Origin of the sequence: Sorangium sp. So ce327 (genome assembly GCF_051530205.1) — a bacterium.
Classification (GTDB): Bacteria; Myxococcota_A; Polyangia; order Polyangiales; family Polyangiaceae; genus Sorangium; species Sorangium cellulosum_B.
This window is the reverse complement of the sequence record NZ_CP150330.1, coordinates 12,619,558-12,641,906: the sequence shown is the minus strand read 5'-3', so window position 1 is coordinate 12,641,906 and position 22,349 is coordinate 12,619,558. Positions and strand designations below refer to the sequence as shown.

Sequence of the window (22,349 nt, the reverse complement as noted above, 5' to 3'; positions counted from 1 at the left end):
CATCGACGCGCCCTGGGTGACGAGCGGCCTCTCGGGCCCCACGACGGCCGACGCCGCGGCCGTCTACTGGAACCCGGCCGAGCTCGCGGGGGTCCAGCGGCCCGAGCTCGTCCTGGGCGCGGGCCTCATCGTCGGCCACGCGACCTACCAGCGCGAGCGGCTCGGCACGTACCAGACGCCGGACACGCTCCAGTTCAAGCTCCCGCTCGATCCGGCGAACGTCGACGCCAGCAAGCGCGGCCGCGCCGAGGAGGTGTCGACGACGCCGATCGCGCCGACGGGCAACGCCTTCCTGGCGATCCCGGTCCTGCCCAATCGCCTGACCGTGGGCGTCGGCCTGTATGTCCCTTATGCCGCGGCGCTCAGCTTCCAGGACGGCGCGCAGCGCTGGCAGCTCCGGCAGGCGTTCATCGTCTCGACGTCGCTCACGGCGGCCGCCGGGCTCAAGCTGACCGACCAGGTCTCGCTCGGCGCCGGCGTATCCTACGTCAGCGGCCTCGCGGAGCTCTCGAAGGTGCAGGACTTCGGGAGCCTCAAGGAGTTCCACGACGGCCTCGACTACCTCAAGCAGGACAACGACTTCGGCCCGAACACGCCGTCCGAGCTGCGCGAGCTCGACGTCCTCGCGCGCTCCATCTCGATCAAGGAGGCCCTGTCGCACGGCGCCTCCTTCCACATCGGGCTGGCCTTCAATCCCAACAAGGACCTTCGCTTCGGCCTCACGTACCAGCACAGCGCCGCGATGCGGTACAAGGGCAAGTTCGCCATCGACATGGACCACCCGTTCTTCACGCAGGACCTCGCCGAGCAGGGCCTGCAGTACAAGCCGCTGGTCGAGGGCGACGTGGAGCTCTCGTTCACGCTCCCCAAGCGGCTCACCGCCGGCGTCGGCTACCGGGTGAACGACAAGCTCAGCCTCGATGGGCTCCTCTCGTACGTGCTCTATTCGGACATCGAGGCGTTCGTCGTCGAGGCCTCGTCTCCGGACCTCGCCCAGCCGAAGCTCGGGATCACCGATCGCGTCACCGTGACGCTGCCGCGCAGGTGGAACGACACGGTGTGGGCGGAGATCGGCGCCAAGTACAAGCTGAGCGAGGCGTTTCTGGCGACGGCGTCGGTCGGGTATCAGTCGGCGGCCTCGCCGGACAGCACGATCGACGTGGCCTCGCCCGACAACCACCGGCTGATCGGGGATATCGGGGGCGTATTGAAGCTCAGCGATCGCGTGTCGCTCTCGGGCGACGTCCGCGTGCAGGGCATCCTGCCGCGCACGGTGACCGGCTCGGATTACGACCTCGGCAACGGGGAGTACTCGCTGGTGCTCGCGACGGTGGGCGGACACCTCAAGTTCGTGTTCTGACCGCGGTTCGCCGACCTACGAGGGCGTGCTCCAGCCGAACTCGATCAAGTTTGCCCGAAGAGAGTTCACATGAAGGCGGGAAGATCATCGATCATTTCTTCCCGCCTTCCCGCCTTCATGTTCAATTTTGAGCACTACCCAAAGGGCGCGCGCTAACATGCGCTGATGCGGCGCACGCGGGAAGCCTCGCGGCCGCCGGACGCCTCCCGGAGGGGCTTGACACCGGCGCGAGCCCGAACGTCTCCTCTCCCCACGCGCCATGTCCACCGAGGTGCTTGAGGGGGCAACCTTCGCCGGTCGTTACCGGCTGATCCGCCGTCTGGCCGCGGGCGCCATGGGCGCGGTGTACGAGGCGCGCCACCTCGGGACGGACCGCCGGTGGGCGCTCAAGGTGATGCTCTCCCATATCATCGAGCGTCCCGAGCTCCGGAAGCGATTCGAGCTCGAGGCGCGGGTGGCCGCGCACATCGACAGCCCGTTCATCGTGGACGTCGTCGACGCGGGGGTCGACGACGCGACCGGAGTGCCGTACCTCGTCATGGAGCTGCTCCGCGGTGAGGAGATCGGACGATGCCTCCGGCGCGTGGGGCAGTTCTCGCCCGGGGAGACGCTCGCGTGCCTCCACCAGACGGCGCTCGCGCTCGACAAGACGCACCGGGCGGGGATCGTCCATCGCGATCTCAAGCCGGCAAACCTCTTCCTGAGCGTGGGCGAGGACGGCGAGCGGCGCATCAAGATCCTGGACTTCGGCGTGGCGAAGAGCCTCGCCGAGACCACCGTCGGCGGAGGCGCGACCCAGTCCGTGGGGACACCGGTGTACATGGCGCCCGAGCAGTTCCGGGGCCAGCGCGTCTCGGCGGCGACAGACATCTATGCGCTCGGGATGATGGCCTATACCTTCCTCGTCGGCGAGCCGTACTGGGCCGACGACAAGAAGGAAGATGACAATCTGGTCGCCTTCGCGTTGCGCGTGGCCCACGGCCCGACGGAGCCGGCGAGCGCGCGCGCAGCGAGAGCGGGCGTCCTCCTGTCCTCCGCCTTCGATGCGTGGTTCGCGCGCGCGACCGCCGTCCATCCGGATCGGCGCTTCGCCACGGCCGTCGCGGCGGTGCGCGCTCTCGGCGACGCGCTCGGGATCACCGCCATCGAGACGCTCAGCCTGCCCTCTCCAGCCCCCGGCAGCGTGGAGGAGCCGGCCGCCGCGGCAGGGGACAGCATCACCGACGATGGCGGGACACGCTCGGGCCCAGGAGAGACGCCCCTGGGAGAGACCGCGCCGGGCCCAGGAGAGACGCCCCTGGGAGAGACCGAGCCGGGCCCAGGAGAGACGGCTCTGGGAGAGACCGCGCCGGCGCCCCCGGCGGGCTCGACCCCTACGCGAGCACGGTGGGATATCGGCTCTACCGCGTCCGTGGGTAACGGAGCGCGGGTGCCCCTCGCCGAGCCGTCGCCCCCGCCGCGCGGGCCGTCTGCTCCTCGCCGCCTTCGCGCGATGGGAGGCAAGCCGCCGGCGATCGCAGGAAGCCTGCTCCTTCTGGCCACCGCCGTCGCATGGTTTGGCACGCGCGACGCGCCCCCACCGGCAGCGCCCCCCGCCGCATCTCCCGTGCAATCGCCGTCTTCGGTGCTGGCGTGCCCGGTCTTCGAGGCATCGGGCGTCGATGCGCCGGCGGGCTGGCTGGGAGCCGCGGCGGCATCCATCTTCTGTGATCGAGCGCGGATCCAACTGGGCGGCTCTGCCGCGCGGACCCTGATCCCCGCGGAGCTCCTCGCGCTCCAGGCGCAGCCTGTGGACTCGTTCCCCGAGGATCCCTACGCCGCGCCCGATGCCCGCGCGAAGACGGTCGAAGAAGCCCGTCGCCGAGCGGCGGACTACGCCGATGGTGAGGTCGTCCGGGAGCGCACCGAGTTCCGGATCACGGTCACCCTCCGCCGTCCCGACGGGACCGAGCTCGACCGCGCCGTGGGCACCGGGCGCGCCCTCTACGAGGCCGTGCGGAGCGCCATGACCCCTCTCGCCGAGCGGGGCTCGCTCCCCGTGTCGCCCACGCTCGATGCCACGGTGGCGGACTTCTCGCGCGCCCGCGACGTCGGCGGCGCCCTCGCGCTGGTCGATCTCGCCATGGCCATGAGCAACAATGCGCGCGGGCTTCGCGACGAGTGCTCCCGCCTCGAGGCGAGGAGCGCCGCTCTTCCGGAGAGGGGGGCCGCGGAGCGCCGCAGCTGCGCCTACACGCTCGGCCTCCCGCTTCCGGAGGTGACGCTGCCTCCGCGCAGCGCTCCGGCATCACCGGGCGAGCTCGCCGCGCGTGCCCGCGTCGAGCTCGAGGCTCGAAACGCGGACGATCCGGCCACGATCGCGGAGATCGCGCAGCTCTTCGAGCGCGAGGCCGCGCCCCTCGGGCGCTCGACGCTCGCGACGACCCTCTCATGCCTCCTCCAAGCGCGCGATCCGAAGCGGGCCTCGGAGGTGTCGCTGCTCGCCGTGGACGCGGAGCCGAGGAACTGGATAGGCGGGAGCTGCGCGCCCTGGCTCCAGCTCGTCGCGGTGACGTACAGCACCGCGAGCGCCGAGGCGGCGCTGCGGGCGATGCAGGCATGGGTGCCCTGGAATAGCTACGGGTGGCTGTGGCAGGCGAAGAGCTCGGGCGACGCGACCGTCGCGCTCGCGTATGCCCGGCGCGCCTATGCGCTCTCGCCGCTCGACACGGACGTAGCCGGCACCCTCGCCGACAAACTCCTCACCTCCGGCGCGCGCGAGGAGGCGCGCGGCGTCGCGCTCGCGCTCTCGACCGGCGGCTACCCCGTCCACCGCGTGGGGAGCGAGCTGCTCCTCGTGCGTGTCGCGGCGAGCGAGGCCCGCTTCGGCGCTGCGCTCTCGAAGGCGAAGCAAGCCATGGTCGTCTCCGCAGACGACACCGGCTGGGTCCTCGTGCAGCGCTTCGAGATCGCCTGGCGCGCCCTGCAGATCGCCCTTGTCCTCGGCCGCGCGCACGAGATCGCCGATCTCGTCGTGGAGCGCTTCCTCGATCCCGAGCCTCCGCCGCTCGACGGCGCGCACCTCGAGGTCCCGTTGCGCCTGCCCGCCATCTGCGCGCACGCCTCGCCAGCCGTCTCTCGCCGCTGCTTCAAGCGGCTCCGGGAGCTGTGGCAGCGTCTGTCGTACAGCGCCCTCCCGGACGCGGGCGCCTTCACCGAAGGGGCCGAGCGCTATGCGGATCGCGATTTCGCGGGCGCCGCGCAGAGGTTCCGGCCCCTCCTCCGGACGCAGGGCCCGTTCGCCGAGGTCCTCGCCGAGTCGATGGTGGAGACGTTCGAGCGCACGGGAGAGACCGATCTCGCCGACCGTCTGGAGAGGGCGATCCCCGATCGCTCTCGGGAGCTCAACGGGGCGAGCCTCGCGCTGGTGCGCGCCGCGCGCCGCGCTGCACATCGCGGCGAGGGCGATCGGGCGCGGGAGCTCGCGAAGCAGGTCCTCGATGCGTGGTCGGTGGCGGATGAGCCGGTCCCTGCCGTGGCGGAGATGCGCCAGCTGCTCCAGGCACGGCGCGGCGCGGCGCGATGAGCCGGACGACCGGCCTGCGTGCGGCTGGTTTGCGGCCGCCTGGCTCGCGCCTCAGAGGCAGCCCTTTCCGCACACGCTCGGGACCTCGTCCATCACGGGCATCAACCCTTGTGTCGACGGGGGCACGGGGCAGGCGTGGAGCAAGGCACTCTCCAGCGCCGGCCCCGCTGGATCACTGCCCGCCGCAGGACGGCTGCTGCTTCCATTGCATGAACCCGGTATCATCGTAGTTGTTCTCGACGAGCGCGGTGAAGACCTCCCCCGCCGCATCCCTCGGCGTGATGTTCACGGCCACGTACGCGCTCTTGTACGGCGCGTCGTGATCGGCGCTGGTCGCGCTTGGGAGCGGGATCGAGGCAGGCACGAGGAAGGGGCTCGAGATCTGCGCGATCGTGTCCTTCTCGATGTACGTCCTCCCGCCGTTGCCGTCAGGCACGTAGAAACGGAGCTCGTACACGTGGTTCTGGTAGTCAACGACCCGTTTGCCTTCGTGCCGCGGTGACGGAATCCCGACGACGCCGTCCCCGTCCACGTCATTCACGGGCTCGAGCAGCTTCGGGATGCCCGCGGCTGCGTTGTCGAACCCGTTCGGGTCCGGGGAGCACGCGCCGTAATACCGGTAGTCCTCCACCTCCGATCCCCAGATGACCCTGAAAGAATAAGGGGCGCTCTCGTAGAGGCCAGCGCGTCGCTCGTCGACCACGGACACCCAGTAATTCGAGCGCGCCGGATCGGCGCAGTCGTCGACGCCGACGCGATTGCAGCTCTTGGGGAGCGGGCCGACGGACGAGAAGACATTGAGATGGCCCTCTCCTGCGCCCGTGTCCGCCGGGCACGAGAGCATGTCGGCCTCGGTCCTCGTCGCGAGCGGCGCATCGATCGCGTTGACGGCTCCGAGGAGGCTGTTCACGAACCCCATCATGTCGACGGCACACTCCGTGGGCTGGAGAGCGTCAGAGCACGTGCCGCAGGTCTTGCCGCACACGCTCGCGACCTCGCCCACGCAGATCCGGTCCCACGCGACATCGCAGCAGTACGAGTCCACCGCGCAGATGCTCGCCACGCAGCTCGAGGGGAGGGGTGGGACGTCGCAGCCCGAGGTGAGCTGTCCCCCTGTCGTACAGAGCGTGTGGCCACAGGCGCCGGCGACGCACTCCAGGTCCTGCGCCACGGTCGCCACTTCGTCGACGCAGAGGCGATCCCATTCCACGTCGCAGCAGTAGGGGTCCACGGCGCAGATCCTCGTCACGACAGGGCTGCACCCCTCGGTGAGCGCCGCGCCCGTCGTGCACGTCGAGTGGCTGCAGGGGGCGGAGCCGAGCACCAGGCGGCTCGCCACGGTCGCCGCTTTGTCGACGCACAAGTCGTCCCAGCCGGTGTTGCAGCAGCTGGGATCCTCGGCGCAGACGCTCGTCGCGACAGGGCTGCACCCGTTCAGGAGCGCGGCGCCCGTGGTGGAGACGGGATGGCTGCAGGCGCACGCCTCGCTCCCCGCCACGCTCTGGACCTCGGCGACGCAAGAGTCGTCCCATTCCGTGCTGCAGCAGTAGGGATCTACAGCGCAGACGCTCGTCACGACAGGGCTGCACCCATCGGCGAGCGCCGCGCCCTTGGCGCAGGTCGAGTGGCCGCATGGGGCAGGACCGCAGGCCGCGCTCTGCGCCACGGTCAGGACCTTGGCGACACAGGAGCTGTCCCAGGCTGACTCGCAGCAGTAGGGATCCACAGCGCAGACGCTCGTCACGACAGGACTGCTTCCATCGACGAGCGGCGCTCCGGGCGTGCACTCGTCGTGGGTGGGCACGATCGCCGAGGCGATCGGGTCACTGGAAATAGCGCTGGGCTCGTTGAGGAACACCGTAACCGTCGAATAATATTGAAAATTTGGGATGTTCGGGACCTGGCAGCCGAAGTAGGCGCCCTGTGGGCTCCTGCCCGCGCAGGCCGCTTCACAGGCGACGGACGTGCCCTGCAGACCGCAATTCTGAGGGTTCCCTGGGTCTGCGCAGAGCCGGTCGGCGAAGTACGATTTACTCGACTGCCACATTTCACTGTGGCACGCCCATCGTTCGATGCCGAAGGACTCGGTACGGTAGAGACCGCCGTAGAACGCGCCCTCGGGATAAGTAAATACCTCCTGCTCCGTGGCGGGATAAATCACGAATGGGACATCGGACCGGAGCGGCGCGACAAGGTCCCTTGAGGGTGTTCCCGCGACGGCTGGGTCCACCATGACGCTGAAGTAAGCACGATCAGGCCTACCGTTCGGGGCAGTGCTCACGTCCGTGGGGCACGGGAACTCGATGGCGCCGCTGCCCGCCTCGAAATCCCCCACGAATCCTGCATAGACGTGCGCGGAGCCAGGCCCCATCGCGTGCTGTCCGCCGGGGTCACATCCGTGGATGCCTTTGCACACGCGCACCTTGGTCGAATCGTCGCGTTGCAATGTCACCATTTCGTCCCGCGCGCAGATCCCCACGAACTCCGGCTGCCATTCGCCTCCAGCGGTCTGCCCCTCACGGAGCGTAGTCCGGACCCGAACCTTGGTCGCAGGCTCGAACTCGCGCAGATGCCCGTCGAGATTTGCGACGCGCAGCGAGATGGGGACATGCTTACCGAGAGCGTTCATTCGCGCGAGGACGCACCCAGCGACGATTTCCCAGCACGCGCTCCCGCTCGTCCATGTATCCCCCTCCCCGGCCCAGTCGCCCCACGTGCCCGTGGGCCCGCTGCAAAGCCCGAATTCGCCCCACCAGGTGTGCGAAGGCGTCATGCCATCGGCCGTCACGCTCTGTTCCGAATTGAGCGCACACGAAGTGATCGCCTCCATGAGATACTCGGCGCTCGTAGGCTGTCCGGTATTGAACAGGCTGGCGACTTCTGGATGCGCTTGCAGGAGCTCGTTGAACCCCGGCGTAGTGAGCGAATAACTCCAAACATGATCCAGGAGGTCGAGGTTCGCATCGATCACGCCAGGGTGGAGCCTATTCTGAGGCATCCGGTAATCGGGCGTGCGCAGCGGCTGCCGGCTCGCGTCCGTGATGTCTTCCAGGGGTTCTGCGGCTCCGCACCCCGTGGCGAGCGCAGCGAGCATGAAGGCGAGCGTGGCGAGGATATGTTGAAGGCTCATGTTGATGCTCCTGTGCAAGTACTCAAGATCTGTGCCAGCCAGCATCGCGCATCGCGCTTCGCTCCTCCGTGCCGATCTCTGGAGCCGCCTGGCCGGCGAGCACGCAGGCGACATCACCGCGGTGGCGAGGGCGATGTGCAGCGCGCGGAGGGGCCGTCCCTGCCGCGACGGAAGGCTCCTGACGTGATCCGCATCCCCCTTGGGAGAGTGACGCCGTATCAGATGCATGCATCGAAGTGGCCGTGTTCACTCCACAGCCCATGGACGCCGTGATCTCCTATTTCTCGATCACGAGCCCGCGCACACGGACCTACCCGAGGTGCGACCCTAAGCAGCCGCTCGTGTACGAGCCGGACCACCAGCACGTGGTCTGGCCGCCGCTCGTCGCAGCCGAGCAGCGGCCAGACCGGTCATCAGCGGGTCTTCGAGCATGTGCGGCCCTGCAGTCGACACGATGTCTCCTGTCCTCGACCGCCGCGCGGGTGGCGAACCTCGTACCCGACTCCCGGCTCGGTTGCAACGGCCACGCCAGCAGGCAGCACCATCGCGCGGCTCGCCTCGTGAGCGCCGGCGGCCGGAACGTCGCGGCCCGCGCGAGCGCCGGACGGCGCGGTGCGCTCGTGGCCACGACCCCTCCGGCGCTCTGTCGGAGCGCCCGCCGCAACGCCCTGCAACGCCCTGCAACACCTGTTGCGCCACCGTTGCGCTGCGCGTGCGCGGGTGCACGGTGCCTGCGGCGCAGCTCGGGCCGCGGGGGAGACCTCCGCGAGGGCCCGCCCCGCGCGCCGCTCCGTCCACGCCAGCGCGTGCCGCGAGCTGCCGGTGCTCGCCACCACGCCATGCGCGCGCACCGCGCCCCCCTGCCCCCGCTGGGTCGCAGCTCAAGGGCGCCGGCGCCGGAGGTGCCCCCCCGCCGGTCTCACCGCTCAACGAAAACACGCTGCGATCCATGATTTCCAGGTTGGTCCGGGATGTGCTGAAGGCTCCTGCGCGGCGCCCAGCGCGGCTGCGGCGCCGGGTCGAACCACAGCTACGAGGTATGACATCATGAATTATCGTCGAATGATATTTGCCGGGGCTCTCACCGTCCTCTCCGTGGCCGCGGCCTCCGGCGCGGCCAGCGCGCGCACCTTGACGGGCTACGGGGCCTTCAGCCCCTGGCCCAACGCGGGGGCGCAGGATTGCGTCTCGGAGAGCTGGGGCGCCGCTCTCAGCAATTGCAGCACGCCGCAGACGCTGGTCTTCGAAGCTCCCGTCGACAACGGCGGCGCGCACACCATCAATGCCTGGTCGTACGGCGATGGGTACGGGTCGTTCTCATGCAATGCCCAGTCGATCGTGGGGGAAGGCGGTCCATGGGGCTGGTGGGGGGCGACGGACACGTTCAATCCAAGCGGGAAGCAGATGCGGAGCTTCTCCGTGGACGTCGGCGGCGGCGCGAGCCTGCGCCTCGTCTGCTGGGACGTACCGAACAATCGCGGGGTCGCGTCGATCAACTTCAACCCCTGAGACCATGCCGGGTCACGTGAACGGTCCCATGGGCCTACCCGTCCGCCAGTCACAGCGTTTTTCGCCGGAGCTGCGGGGGAAAAGCGCCAGTGTTCTCACGGCCATGTAGGCTCATGCGTCCACCCGCGTGTTCGTGCATGCCCCTGAGACCATCCCTTTCAACGTGACAGATCCGCCCGATGAGCTCGCCACGGATCCCGTAAATTGAAGGGGGTCGTGATCGCACATGGCCGCGACCGCCGGGCCGTAACCACGTCGGTTCCATGGACGACGCGCCACATGCACGCGTCGAGCGAGCGAGCAGATACGTTGCACCGCTGAATTTATCGCGTCTTTCACCGATGTGGCCGTCCAGCCGTGCAACTGGTGTCACCTTGAAAGGGGTGCCCCTGGGACCGATCCCGGCGTCCGAGCTGCGGCGCTCCGTGGTCCTTGATCCGAGTGAACCCGAGACGTTGAAATGGTCCTCGTCGTGAGAGGTCCCATGGTCTGGAGTTGACAATGCAATCTTCGAGATGGCTCGCGGGAATTGGTTTGTTGTCTGCGGCTTGCGCCCTCGTCCTGGTAGAGCGCCGGTCGAGCCAAGCGGATGCTGCGCTCGACCGGATGCAGAGCTCACTCGACGACCTCACCGATAAGGTGAGGAGCGTCGACAGGAGCCCGCGCCGGACACCGACCGTTATCACCATGGCGCAGAGTGCGACTCATGACACCGCCGACAGGGCGGAGAGCGAGGGCCCTGGCCCTTCGGACCCGCCCTCTTCTCCGCCGGGCGAGGCATCTCCGCAGGACGCCCCGTCGCACGAGGAACAGAAGGAGTTTCTTGCGCTCTCCTTCTCGGCGCAGGCGCCGGATGTGGGCTGGTCGCGGGGGGCCGCGGCTCAGGTCGACGAACTGATCCGACCGCTGACCGATCAAGATACACGACTGGTCTCGACGGATTGTCGGGCCACACTCTGTCGCGTCGAGCTCACCCATACCACGGAGGAGGCCTTCCGCGCCTTCATGACAACCGCGATCTACGGCGAAGGCATGCGGGGCTGGAAGGGGCCAGGTGGCGGTGGTCTGTTGCGAAAAGATGCGGACGGCACCGTGAGGACCGTCGTCTACCTGGCCAAGGAGGGGACGGATCTCCCCGTCCTCAACTGAGAGCATCCAACAATCCCCCGCTGATACCGCTCGCTCGGGCTCCGCGGCCCGAATTTCCTCACGGATCATCCGGCGTGGCCGGGCCAGCTCAGCAGCGCCCAGCCTGGCCACCACCGGCTGTGAGCGCCGGCGGCCGGGGCGTCGCGGCCCGCGCGAGCGCCGGCCCGCGCTTGGCCACCGCCCCTCCGCGCCTCCGGCGCGGCGCCCGCCCCGCGCGCCGCTCCGTCCACGCCGGCGCGTGCCGCAAGCTGCCCAGGACGACGGCCGGGCGGTGGCTCGGAAACTCGCGCGACACAGCGCGAGCAGCCGCCTCACCAGCGCTCCGGTGGAGGTATTGACCACCGCGGTTGGGCCCTGTAGTCACGGAGCCGTGTCCGGCGGACTCGACAGCAGCACCCTGTCCGCGAGCGGCGGACCGCAGGAGCCTCGCTGTCCGGGGCGCGGCCCCTGCCTCTTCCTCGTCCTCGAGAGCCATCGGCCGCTCAGCCCTCCGGCGCGCGTCTCCCTGGAGGCGCTCGACGAAGTACGCGTCGGCCGCGGCCCGGCGCGGAGCATCACGACTGCGGCCGACACGAGCGCGCGGTGGGTCGAACTCCGCCTCGACGACCCCTGGCTGTCGTCCAGGCACGCGCGCGTGATCCGGATCCTCGGCCGGTGGACCCTCGAGGACAGCGGCTCGAAGAACGGCAGCTCCGTCAACGGGACGCCGCGGTCGTCGGCCGTGCTCGCCGACGGCGACCTCATCGAGCTCGGGCGCACGTTCTTCATCTTCCGGGAAGCCCTCGCCTCCGAGCACGGCGACGCGACGGTCGCCGCACCTTCGCCCGCGGCGGCCCCCGCCCCGGGGCTCGTCTCGGCCTTGCCCGAGGTCGTCGCGCTGTTCGAGCGGCTCGCCCTGGTGGCGCGATCGCCGCTCTCCATCTTGCTCCACGGAGAGACCGGCACCGGCAAGGAGGTCATGGCGCGCGCGGTGCACGCGATCTCCGGGCGGCCGGGGGAGCTCGTCGCCGTCAACTGCGGCGCCCTCCCCCGCGATCTCGTCGAGGGAGAGCTCTTCGGCCACCGGAAGGGAGCGTTCTCCGGCGCCGTCGACGATCGCCCCGGCCTCGTCCGCAACGCCGACCGCGGGACGCTCTTCCTCGACGAGATCGGCGACCTGCCCCTGCCGGCGCAGGCGGCGCTCCTGCGGGTGCTGCAGGAGCGAGAGGTGCGCCCGGTCGGCGGCGCGCGCGCCGTCCCCGTCGACGTGCGCTTCGTCGCGGCCACGCACCGCCCCCTCGCGCGCATGGTCGCCTCCGGCGAGTTCCGCGCCGATCTCTACGCGAGGCTCGCCGGCCACACGGTCGAGCTGCCCGCGCTCCGGTCCCGCCGCGAGGACCTCGGCCTGATCGCCGGCGCGCTCCTCGGGCGCATGGATCCGGCCCTCACCGACCGCCTCCAGATCCACCCGCGCGCGGCACGTGCGTTGCTGATGTACCGCTGGCCTGGCAACGTGCGAGAGCTGGATCAGTGCCTGACGTCCGCGGTCGTGCTCGCGCACGGCGGCGGCACGATCGATCTCGAGCACCTGCCGGCCGCGATCCAGCGGCCGGACGTCGAGGCCTGTGCCGCGGACGCGAGCGACGACGAGGCGAGGCGCGACGCGCTCCTGGCGCTGCTCCGCGAGCACCGGGGGAACATCGCCTCGATCGCGCGCGCGACGGGCAAGGCGAGGATGCAGATCCAGCGCTGGATCAAACGGTATGGACTCGATCCCGCAGCGTTCCGGCGCTGAGGCGCGCCCCCACCCTCGCACGAACCCCAGGCCCCGGCGTAGCCCAGCCCCCCTCGGGCCAGCCCCGCTCCTCCTAAAGGTGGAGGTCCACATGATCGACGAAGCGGATGTACCGGCGCGCCGGATCCGGGGACAGCCCGCCGAGCCCCTTCGTCGTCTTCTCCTCGAACGAATGGAGATCCAGCAGCGCGGCCGGAGCCGGCTGGCCGTCGACGTGGGCGTTCAACCAGATCTCGTCCTCGTCGGAGTCGTCGTTCTCGTCCTCGCAGGAGATCTCCCCATCGCGGGCTCCGCGGGCGATTACCTCCCCACCCACCTCCGCGGCGCCGCGGTGTGTCTCAGCGCGTTGCGGCGGGTGTTGCCGAACCGCACGGCGCCGCGGCGCGCTGGATGCCCTGCGCCATGACCTGTCCGCGGAGATCGCGGTTGAAGTGCTGGATCACCCAGCGCTCCGCGTCGATGAAGCTCGAGAAGACCTTGAATGGATGCGGCGTTGGCGTCAGCCAGTTCAGCGCGGTGATGATCCCGTTGATCACGGTGGAATCGCCCACCACGCCGCTCGCGAGCAGGTGCGCGCGTGTCTCGCGCTCGTAGTCGATGTACATCTGCGTGATGGCCCGCCGCTGCACGGCGTCCGGGCGCCGCGGATGTCGTTGATCAGACCGAATGGCCCCGTGAGGATGAGCTGAATCATGCCTTTCATCAGCTCGTCCCAGTCGCTCTGGGTGAAGTCCATGCCGGAGCGCATCACGACCAGCGGATAGCGCGAACGATCCAGCTCAATCCCGCGAACCAAGGCCGCCTCCGTTCCAGGACCCCATGATACCATGCGACACGGACGGATTCAACGAAAGGATGACCCGCGGAAGTTCGAGGCCCACGCGAGCTGCGGATCGTAGGTGTTGCCGCCGATGAGGGACGGGTACGTGTCGGTCTTCGCTGCGCCTCCTGGCGCGCGTTGCCCGTCTCGCATGCGATGAGTTCACGTCGTGGCTGTCCGCCGCGAGCCGGCGCGCTGTTCTCCGCGAGGAACAGGTGTCTCCTCCAGAGAGACAGGGGGCTCGGCAGCCTCGCGCTCAGCTCCGGAGATCAGGCGAACGATACGCCTCGATTCCGGCGCAAGCGCGGGAGCTCGCCGGCGGACGCCCGGCCCGCTCGCCGTGGCATGGCATCTGCAAAACCTTTCGCCGGACGCTTCGTTTCTCGCCGACAGCGCCGCTTCGACCCACGGGCAATGCACGTTGCGCGCGGGTCGACGCGCAGAGGGCCATTCTCCGTGAGCTCCTGCCGCTGTCAACGACATCGCTGTTCCACCTGTCCGGTCACCATCGAGGAGAGTCGAATGTTCACTCGCGTTACCCAACGATCCATGTCTGTCCTTCTCGCGTCGCTGCTGGCGAGCTTCACCCTGTTCGGCTGTCAGGTCGAGGTCGCGGAGGAGCCGTCCTCCGACGTCGAGGTGGGCGAGGCGAGCCAGGAGCTGATCAACTGCAAGGGCCGGTGCGTCAGGTTCTTCATGGCCTGCATCCAGTCGAGCGAAGGCGAAGACCGCGAATTGTGCACCGCCGAGCGGGATGCCTGCCTGGCGGACTGCGACGAGCAGACCTGCGAGCCCGGGGAGCCCGGGTGCTGCCAGGGTCAGCCGACCTGCTGGTAGCCGCATCTCCCCCGCCCTGCCGGGATGATGGAACCGCCAGGGCGCCATAAGACGCCAAGATTATTGGGAATTTCTTGGCGCCCTCGGCGCCTTGGCGGTTCAAAAGACCCGCCTTCAGTCAAAGTACCCCACCACCCAAGAGAGGGCGACGCAGGAGACCACAGGCCGCGACGCGGCATGCTACACAGCGTCCTGTGAGCCTGGGCGAGAGCGTGATCATCTGCCCGGGGTGCAGCGCGGAGAACTCACCGTTCAACCCGCGTTGCACCCGCTGCGAGGCGCTGCTCTCGGAGGAGCCGCGGTCGAACTCCGCGACCGCCGAGGAGCACCCGTCGAGGCGGTCGACCTCCCGCGACGAGCACGTGTCCTCGAGCGTCACGATCGATCCGCTCGCAAGCACCGTTGTCGCCCCGGACGGGGGAGCGTCCGAGCCTCCGGCGCCGCCCGGGGCCGAGGCGTCGCTCGATCTGCGCCCGGGGACGAAGCTCGGCCGGTTCGAGGTGATCGATCGCCTCGGCGAGGGCGGCATGGGCGTGGTGGTGCGAGCGCGCGATCACGTGCTCGGCCGCGACGTGGCGATCAAGGTGCTGCGGCCCGAGGTGCTGGGGCGCTCGGGCGCGGCGACGGCGCTCGCGCGGCTCGTCCGCGAGGCGCAGGCCATGGCGAGGATCAAGCACCCCAACGTCGTCACCGTGCACGAGGTCGACGCCTCGGGCGGGCAGGTGCGCGTGGTGATGGAGCACGTCGAGGGCCGGACGCTGCGCGCGTTCTGCGCGGAGAAGCGGCGGCCCGCCTCGGAGGTCGTGGCGGCCTTCCTCCAGGCGGGCAAAGGGCTGTCGCAGGTGCACCACGCGGGCCTCGTGCACCGCGATTTCAAGCCCGACAACGTCCTTGTCGGCGCCGACGGCCGCGTGCGCGTCACGGACTTCGGGCTCGCGGGGCTCGCGGAGGGCGACGCCGGCGGCGGCACCGCGGAGGCGGGGCTAGAGGCCGCGCTCACGCGTTCGGGCTCGTTCCTGGGGACGCCGGTCTACATGGCGCCGGAGCAGCACCGGCGAGAGGCCGCGGATGCGCGGGCCGATCAGTACGCGTTCTGCGTGTCGCTGTGGGAGGCGCTCGCGGGCGAGCGTCCGTTCGCCGGCAAGACCTACGACGAGCTGCGCGAGAACGTGGCGCTCGGGCGGGTGCGAGAGCCGCCGCGAGGGGCCGAGATGCCGGCGCGGATCCGCCGCTGTCTCGAGCGCGGGCTCTCCGTCGATCGGGACGCTCGATACCCCGACATGGACGCGCTGCTCGCCGATCTCTCGAAGGATCCGGCGGCGGCGTGGAGGCGCGGGTTCGTCGCGGCGTCGGGGCTCGCGCTCGCGGGCCTCCTCGTGTTCGCGTTCGCGCGGCAGCCTGCGGACAGGCTCTGCAAGGGCGGCGAGGCGAGGCTCGCGGGCGTCTGGGACGAGGCGACGATGGCGAAGGTGCGGGCAGCGTTCGCCGGCACCGGGCGGCCGCACGCGGAGGACACGTACCGGCGCGTGGAGAAGGCGCTGGGCGATCGAGCGCGCGCGTGGGTCGCGATGTACGCCGACTCGTGCGAGGCCACGCATGTGAGGGGCGATCAGTCGGCCGGGCTGCTCGATCTCCGGACGCTGTGCCTGGAGCGCCGCCGCCAGGAGATGGGGGCGCTCACCGCGCTCTTCGCGCAGGGGGCGGACGCCGAGGTGCTCGATCGATCGATCGAGGCGTCGCTCGCGCTCCCGGGCCTCGAGCGCTGCGCGGACGCGGGCGCGCTGACCGCGGTGGTCCCGCCGCCCGCGGACGCCGCGGCGCGGGCCCGCATCGACGCGCTGAGGGGTCGCCTTGCCGAGGTCAGGGCCCTCGATGAGGCCGGCAAGTTCGGCGAGGCGCTCGCGCTCGCGCGGCCGCTCGCCGACGAGGCCCGCGCGGCGGATCATGCCCAGATCGAGGCGGAGGCGCTCTTGATGCTCGGGCGCGCGGCGCGGGACGCACACGACGCCCCGGCCGCGGAGGCGGCGCTCCGCGAGGCGCTGCGCGCGGCGGCGCGGGCCAGGGACGACGCCCTCGCGGCGGAGGCGTGGCCGCAGCTCATCTACGTGGTCGGCTACCTGGGAGGCCGGCACGCCGACGCGCTCGCGCTGCAGCTCGGCGCCGAGGGCGCGGTCGAGCGGACGGGGGGCGACATGCTGGCGAGCGCGCGGCTGCTCGGCACGCTGGGCAGCGTCCTCGACGAGCAGGGGAAGTACGGCGAGGCAGCGCAGCACGTCGAGCGCGCTCTGGCTGGCCTCGAGAAGGCCCTCGGCCCGAAGCATCCCGAGGTCGCGGCGACGTGGAGCCGCCTGGGCACCGTCCGCCTCCACCTCGAGCGGTTCGACGACGCGGAGCGCGCCTACACGCGAGCGCTCGCGATCCGAGAGGAGACGCTGGGCGCCTCTCATCCGAGCGTCGCGCTCACGCTCAACAGCCTGGGTCGCCTCTTCAACACCCAGGGCAAATATCGAGATGCCTTGCCCCGGATCGAGCGCGCCATCGCCATCCAGGAGACGGCGCTCGGCCCCGATCACCCGTTCCTGGCGGCCTCCGTCAACAACCTCGGCATTGCGCTCGTCATGCTCGGAGAGACCGACGCGGCCAGGCGTGCTCACGAGCGGGTGCTCGCCATCCGGGAGAAGGCGCTCGGCCCTGAGCACGCCGACGTCGCATCATCCCTCAACAACATCGGGGCCGTCCTTGAGATGCAGCAGAAGTTCGCCGAGGCGACGCCCTATTACGAGCGGTCGCTCGCGATCCGCGAGAAGGCGCTCGGCCCCGATCACGCGAGCGTGGCCGCCTCGCTCGCCAACCTGGGGAGCACGCTCGTCGCGCAGAAGAGGTACGCCGAGGGCCTTGTGCGCCTCGAGCGCGCCGCGGCGATCCAGGAGAAGGCCGTGGGCCCGAGCTCGCATGCGGTCGCGTCGATGCTCACCGGGATCGCCAGCGCCTACAACGAGAAGGGCGAGCCGGGAAAGGCGCGCCCGTTCGCCGAGCGGGCGCTCGCCATCTATGCGGCGAAGGGCGAGGGCGTCTCTCCGATCGAGCTCGCCGATACCCGCTTCCACGCGGCCAGGGCGCTCTGGGGCTCGGCGCGGGACCGGGCGCGGGCGGTCGAGCTCGCGACCCAGGCGCGCGACGCCTATGCGGCCGAAGAGGGGGAGTACGCGAAGCGCGCGCTCACGGCGGTGAACGGGTGGCTCGCGGAGCACGGCGGCGCTCGGTGAAAGGGGGGCCGCGCACGCCCTCACCTACCCGCGGCTCTCGAATCTCGAGCTCACGATCGTCATCGACTTTGGCGAGGTGAGGGTGAGGCAGGGTATCCATCGCGTGGTCGCAAGTCGTTATGCCCTTGTTCGAACCATGCACTCAGCGCTTCCACGGAGGAGCCCATTTTTTCTTGACAGCCAGAACATCGAGATTGCTATCGTCGAGCATGCGTTCAGCCTCGTTCTTGCGCCGCTTCGCCCCCGTCCTCCTCGTCGCGCCGCTCGCTGCGGCGCTCGGATGCGATGACGCCGATACCCCGCGAAGCCGCGTGAAGGAGCAGGGCATCGGGGCGGCTGTCGCCGCGCTCACGGCGCCACGCTGGGACATGGCGCCGCCGATGAACGTCGCCCGGAGCAGGCACACGGCGACACGTTTGCTCGACGGGAAGGTCCTCGTGGCCGGCGGAGCGAGCGAGACGGCCGAGGTGTACGACCCCGCCACGAATACATGGGTGCTCGTCGCGCCGATGAGCACGCGGCACACCGGCCACACCGCGACGCTGCTTCCGGACGGCAGGGTCGTCGTGGCCGGCGGCGTGACCGAGGTCGTGGAGATCTACGACCCCGCCGCGGATGCATGGACGCTCGCCGCGCCGCTCGTCACGCCGCGCGAACGCCACACCGCGACGCTCCTGCCCGATGGCCGGATCCTCGTGGCCGCCGGCGAGTTCGAAGAGTGGGTGATGGGATCGAGCGAGATCTACGATCCCGTCACGAATACGTGGACCGACGCGGGCCCGTTGGCGAAGGTGCGCTCCTCCCACACGGCCACGCTCCTGCCGAACGGCAAGGTCCTCGTGGTGGCCGGGGTGGACGCATCCGGTGACCCCATCGGCAGCGCGGAGATCTACGATCCGGTTGCGGGCACGTGGACCGCCGCGGGCTCGATCCAGAATCGGGAAGGGCACACCGCGACGCTCCTCGCGAATGGCGCGGTGCTCGTCGCCGGCGGCTACACCGATTACGGTGGTGAGGGGTTCTCCTCCACGAACCGCAGCGCGGCGCTCTACGATCCGGCGAGCAATACCTGGACGACGGCGACGCCGATGAACGTCGCCCACCACAACCACACGGCCACGCCGCTCGCCGATGGCCGGGTGCTTGTCGCCGGCGGCGGCGCGCTCACGGAGGTCTACGATCCGGCGAGCGGGAGGTGGTCGCTCGGCAAGTACCTGAACACGGACCGGAGCCGCCACACCGCCACGGCGCTCGCAGGCGGGCGGGTGCTCGTGGCCGGCGGCGGGAGCGCGACCGTCGAGAGGCTCACCCTCGCGGCCCCGGGCGATTCCTGCCTCTTCGCGGGCGAATGCGCGAGCGGCTTCTGCGTCGACGGTGTCTGCTGCGATGCCGCGTGTGACGCGGGCTCGTGTGACGCGTGCGCGGTGAGCGCAGGCGCGTCGGCGAATGGCACCTGCACGCCGCTGAGCGGAGCGGTTTGCGGCAGCGCCGACGGCTGCACGGCGAACGGCGTCTGCCAGGCGGGCGCTTGCGTCGGGGCGTTGCCGGTCGGCTGCCAGTCCCCGTGGACGCCGGCCGGGAACATGCCCGTGCCGCGGCAAGAAGGCACGTGGGCCGAGCTCGCCGATGGCCGCGTCCTCGTGGCCGGCGGGTACGACAACGACTGGAACGATACCTTGTCCGCGGACCTCTACGATCCGGCGACGAACGCCTGGAGCGGCGTCGCGTCGCTCTCGCAGGCGCGCCGCAAGCCCGCGTCGATCCGGGTCTCGACCGGCGAGATCCTCGTCGTGGGTGGTGATTCTCCGTCGACGGCCGAGGCCTACGATCCGGCGAGCAATACGTGGACGCTCACCGGCGCCATGGTCGCGCACCACGATCGGAGCGTCGCTCTCTTGCGGCTCCCCGACGATCGTATCCTCGTCGTGGGCGGCGGGACGGCGGTCGCCGAGCTCTACGATCCGACGACGAAATCCTGGGACGCGACGGGCTCGCTCGGCGTCTCGCGCTCGGGGCACTCGGCGGTCCTCTTGCAAAACGGGAAGGTGCTGGTGAGCGGCGGCGCTGGCAATCCGGCGACGGCGGAGCTCTACGACCCGGCCACGGGGACGTTCTCCCCGGCGGGGACGCTGACCTTCGCGCATTCCGGGCACCAGGCGACGAGGCTGCTCGACGGCAGCGTGCTCGTGGTGAGCGGCAGCGGCGCCGATCGGTATGACCCGGCCACGAACACCTGGACGCCGACGCAGGCGTTGCTCATGCCGCCCGCCGATTTCACGGCGACGCTGCTCGGTGATGGTCGGGTGCTGGTCATGGGCGCGCCGCACGTCCCGCACGCGCAGGTCTACGAGCCGGCGACGAATGGCTGGACGGTGACCGGGCCCCTGGACGTCGCGCGCCGACGTCATACGGCCACGCTGCTCGGAAACGGAATGGTGCTCATCGCGGGCGGCACGGAATGGACGGGCGGCAGCCAGTGCGACCTCCGGAGCGCCGCGGTGTACAACCCCGTGACGAATAACTGGTCGATGGTGCCGAACCTGAGCAGGCTACGCAGCTCTCCGTCGTCCGTGCTCCTCGATGGCAATCGCGTCCTGGTCTTCGGGGGGTTGCTGGGAGGTTGCTCGTCCGGGGACGGCGACCCCGAGGCGCAACCAAGCACGGAGATTTACGAGGGCGGCGTCACCCCGGAGGGCAGCGGCGGAAGCGCAGGCGCGGGCGGGTCCGGCGGAATCGGCGGCTCCGGCGGAAGCGCAGGCGCGGGCGAGGGCGGGTCCGGCGGAATGGGCGGCTCCGGCAGCTCCGGCGGAAGCGCAGGCGCGGGCGGGTCCGGCGGAATGGGCGGCTCCGGCGGCTCCGGCGGAAGCGCAGGCGAGGGCGGAAGCGCAGGCGGCGCCGGTGGAATGGCCGGCTCCGGCGGCTCCGGCGGAAGCGCAGGCGAGGGCGGAAGCGCAGGCGGCGCCGGTGGAATGGCCGGCTCCGGCGGTCAGGGCGGTATGGGTGGCGTGAGCGGCACCGGCGGCTCCGGCGACGGCGAAGAGCCGGGCGACGGCTGCCGCGCCGCACGCGGATCCGCGGAGAATAGCGGGAGCGGCTTCGCGGCCCTCGTGGCCTTGGGCGCCCTCTTCACGCGCCGCCGCAGGCCCTGAAACGCGCGAAGGCTCTCGCAGGCTGCTTCGTTCAGGCGGCCCCTTCGATGCATGGGTAAGTGCCTCCTCAGAAGAGGCGGTTCAAAGGCCGGCGGCGTCCGTCACCCATCGAAGGCAGGGCGCCGGCCGCCTGCGCCGGCCACCCGGTGCTTCGCCAGGAGCTTCTGCAGGTAGGTCCGGTTGAACCCGGACTCCCGCGCCGCCTGCGACACGTTCCCTCCGTGCCGATCCATCAGCGCCACAAGGAACGCACGCTCCAGCTCGGCGACGCCCGCCTCGCGCGCCGCATCGAGCTCGTCGGCGGAGAGCCGCGAGAAGCGCGGCGCCAGCGGCCCGGGGCCTGCTGGCTGAGCCACATCGGACGGGAGCAGATCCACGTCGAGCTCCGGCCCCGTCGCCAGGATGCACGCGCGCTCCACCACGTGAGCGAGCTCGCGCACGTTGCCCGGATAAGCATGCTCGCGGAGCGTTCGCGCGGCGCGCTCCGTGAAGCGGGGCCGCTCGCCGGGGCGCTTCCAGCAGGTGCGGAGGAAATGCTCGACGAGGAGCGGGACATCGCTCGCGCGCTCGCGCAGCGGCGGAATCTCGATCTCGATCACCTTGAGCCGGAAGTACAGATCTCGCCGGAACTTCCCTGCCTCGACGAGCGCCGGCAGATCCTGGTGCGTCGCCGCGATCACGCGGACATCGACCTTGTCGGTCCGGTCGGAGCCCACGCGCTGGATCTCTCCGAACTGCAGGAAGCGCAGGAGCTTCGCCTGCACGTCGGGCGCGATCTCCGCGACCTCGTCGAGGAAGAGCGTGCCTCCCTGCGCCGACGCGACCCGCCCGACGCGGTCCCGGTCGGCCCCGGTGAACGCGCCTTTGACGTGGCCGAAGAGCTCCGACTCGAGGATGCTGCCCGGCAGCGCCGAGGTGTGCAGCGTGACGCAGGCCTTGCTGCGCCGCGGGCTGTTCACGTGGAGCGCGCGGGCGATGAGCTCCTTGCCGGTGCCCGTCTCCCCGCGGACGAGCACGGTCGCGTCCGAGTCGGCCACCTGCGCGACCGTCTTGAGGAGCGCGAGCATCCTGGCGTCCTGCGTGACGATGCCCTCGAAATCGTAGCGGGCGAAGAGATCGCGCTCGAGGCGCTGGCTCCGGCGGCGCAGCGCCTCGCGCTCGAGGGCCCGCTTGAGGAAGAGCCCCGCGAGCTCGGCGAACTCGGCGACGAAGCGGAGCGCCTCGTCGCTGGCGGCCCGGGACTTGTACTCCACGTAGACCGCGCCGTAGACGTCGGCGCCGTGGGCGAGGGGCGCCACGAGCGCGGCGGATGCGCCCGACTCCTCGAGGCTCTTGAGGAGCGAGGCGTGCGGCTCGTCGGCGTCCCTGGACAGGTGGACGATCTGCCGGGTCTCGATGGCCTGCCGCACGAGGCCGCGGCTGAACTTGCGCTCCTTGTCGGAGATCTTCGCCTTGTCGAAGTGGACCGCGAACTTCTGCTCGTAGGAGCCGTCCTCACGGACGACGATGAAGCCGCGATCGGCGCCCGTCGCCTCGAGGACGCGGCGGAGCACGAGCTCTGGGGCCTTCGCGTCGTCGTCCTCTGAGAGGAGGATCCTTACGATCTGAAGGAGCGAGGGGTAGAGATCCATGGGCGCAGAGCGCAGGGTACGATGAGGGGGGAAGGGAAGCCAAAGCGATTCCCCATGGCGCAGGCGGGTCCGCCGTGGCGTCGCCGGGTGTGAGCGCGGCGAATGGGCGGTCGCCCGTGCGCCCTGGCCTGGCGCGGTTGGTCACCGGGAGTGTGGTCC

The 22,349-nt window shown here is 70.4% G+C and carries 13 protein-coding genes; 8 read left to right on the top strand and 5 right to left on the bottom strand.

The window, feature by feature from the left end:
- Positions 1–16 precede the first annotated feature (16 nt).
- Positions 17–1,360 (top strand): OmpP1/FadL family transporter, encoded by a 1,344-nt coding sequence (locus tag WME95_RS47340; RefSeq protein ID WP_437905755.1) that lies wholly within the window; start codon positions 17–19, stop codon positions 1,358–1,360.
- A gap of 271 nt (positions 1,361–1,631) precedes the next feature.
- Positions 1,632–4,925 (top strand): protein kinase domain-containing protein, encoded by a 3,294-nt coding sequence (locus tag WME95_RS47335; RefSeq protein ID WP_437905754.1) that lies wholly within the window; start codon positions 1,632–1,634, stop codon positions 4,923–4,925.
- 172 nt (positions 4,926–5,097) lie between these two features.
- Here the strand turns inward: WME95_RS47335 and WME95_RS47330 are convergent, their stop codons facing one another.
- Positions 5,098–6,783, bottom strand: coding sequence for a hypothetical protein (locus WME95_RS47330; protein ID WP_437905753.1), 1,686 nt, complete (start codon positions 6,781–6,783; stop codon positions 5,098–5,100).
- 2,319 nt (positions 6,784–9,102) lie between these two features.
- Between WME95_RS47330 and WME95_RS47325 the strand changes: the two genes are divergently transcribed.
- The 3 genes from WME95_RS47325 to WME95_RS47315 all read left to right on the top strand — a co-directional run bounded on the left by WME95_RS47325 (position 9,103) and on the right by WME95_RS47315 (position 12,487).
- On the top strand, positions 9,103–9,564 hold the full coding sequence (locus tag WME95_RS47325; protein WP_437905752.1) for a hypothetical protein: 462 nt from the start codon (positions 9,103–9,105) through the stop codon (positions 9,562–9,564).
- A gap of 501 nt (positions 9,565–10,065) precedes the next feature.
- Positions 10,066–10,713, top strand: a complete 648-nt coding sequence (locus WME95_RS47320) for a hypothetical protein (RefSeq protein WP_437905751.1) — start codon at positions 10,066–10,068, stop codon at positions 10,711–10,713.
- A gap of 370 nt (positions 10,714–11,083) precedes the next feature.
- Positions 11,084–12,487, top strand: a complete 1,404-nt coding sequence (locus tag WME95_RS47315) for a sigma 54-interacting transcriptional regulator (RefSeq protein WP_437905750.1) — start codon at positions 11,084–11,086, stop codon at positions 12,485–12,487.
- 73 nt (positions 12,488–12,560) lie between these two features.
- Here WME95_RS47315 and WME95_RS47310 read toward each other — a convergent pair whose 3' ends face one another.
- The 3 genes from WME95_RS47310 to WME95_RS47300 form a co-directional block, all read right to left on the bottom strand.
- Positions 12,561–12,803: a hypothetical protein gene (locus WME95_RS47310; protein WP_437905749.1), complete on the bottom strand. Its 243-nt coding sequence runs from the start codon at positions 12,801–12,803 to the stop codon at positions 12,561–12,563.
- Positions 12,804–12,825: 22 nt separating this feature from the next.
- The gene (locus WME95_RS47305; RefSeq protein WP_437905748.1) at positions 12,826–13,116 is read right to left on the bottom strand and encodes a hypothetical protein; all 291 of its coding nucleotides are present in this window, start codon (positions 13,114–13,116) and stop codon (positions 12,826–12,828) included.
- 215 nt (positions 13,117–13,331) lie between these two features.
- Positions 13,332–13,460 (bottom strand): hypothetical protein, encoded by a 129-nt coding sequence (locus WME95_RS47300; RefSeq protein WP_437905747.1) that lies wholly within the window; start codon positions 13,458–13,460, stop codon positions 13,332–13,334.
- Positions 13,461–13,856: 396 nt separating this feature from the next.
- Between WME95_RS47300 and WME95_RS47295 the strand changes: the two genes are divergently transcribed.
- From WME95_RS47295 to WME95_RS47285, 3 genes are all read left to right on the top strand, one after another.
- Entirely contained in the window at positions 13,857–14,144 is a 288-nt protein-coding gene (locus WME95_RS47295) for a hypothetical protein (RefSeq protein WP_437905746.1), read from the top strand.
- Between the two features lie 194 nt (positions 14,145–14,338).
- A complete protein-coding gene (locus WME95_RS47290; protein WP_437905745.1) occupies positions 14,339–17,410 on the top strand; it encodes a tetratricopeptide repeat protein in 3,072 nt (1,023 codons plus the stop codon).
- A gap of 209 nt (positions 17,411–17,619) precedes the next feature.
- On the top strand, positions 17,620–20,559 hold the full coding sequence (locus WME95_RS47285; protein WP_437905744.1) for a kelch repeat-containing protein: 2,940 nt from the start codon (positions 17,620–17,622) through the stop codon (positions 20,557–20,559).
- 101 nt (positions 20,560–20,660) lie between these two features.
- Here WME95_RS47285 and WME95_RS47280 read toward each other — a convergent pair whose 3' ends face one another.
- Entirely contained in the window at positions 20,661–22,190 is a 1,530-nt protein-coding gene (locus WME95_RS47280; RefSeq protein ID WP_437905743.1) for a sigma-54-dependent Fis family transcriptional regulator, read from the bottom strand.
- Positions 22,191–22,349: the final 159 nt, after the last annotated feature.

Coding starts and splice junctions, on each gene's coding strand:
- WME95_RS47325 (WP_437905752.1), top strand. CDS start 9,103: ATGAATTATCGTCGAATGATATTTGCCGGGGCTCTCACCGTCCTCTCC.
- WME95_RS47320 (WP_437905751.1), top strand. CDS start 10,066: ATGCAATCTTCGAGATGGCTCGCGGGAATTGGTTTGTTGTCTGCGGCT.
- WME95_RS47300 (WP_437905747.1), bottom strand. CDS start 13,460: ATGCGAGACGGGCAACGCGCGCCAGGAGGCGCAGCGAAGACCGACACG.
- WME95_RS47295 (WP_437905746.1), top strand. CDS start 13,857: ATGTCTGTCCTTCTCGCGTCGCTGCTGGCGAGCTTCACCCTGTTCGGC.
- WME95_RS47285 (WP_437905744.1), top strand. CDS start 17,620: ATGCGTTCAGCCTCGTTCTTGCGCCGCTTCGCCCCCGTCCTCCTCGTC.
- WME95_RS47280 (WP_437905743.1), bottom strand. CDS start 22,190: ATGGATCTCTACCCCTCGCTCCTTCAGATCGTAAGGATCCTCCTCTCA.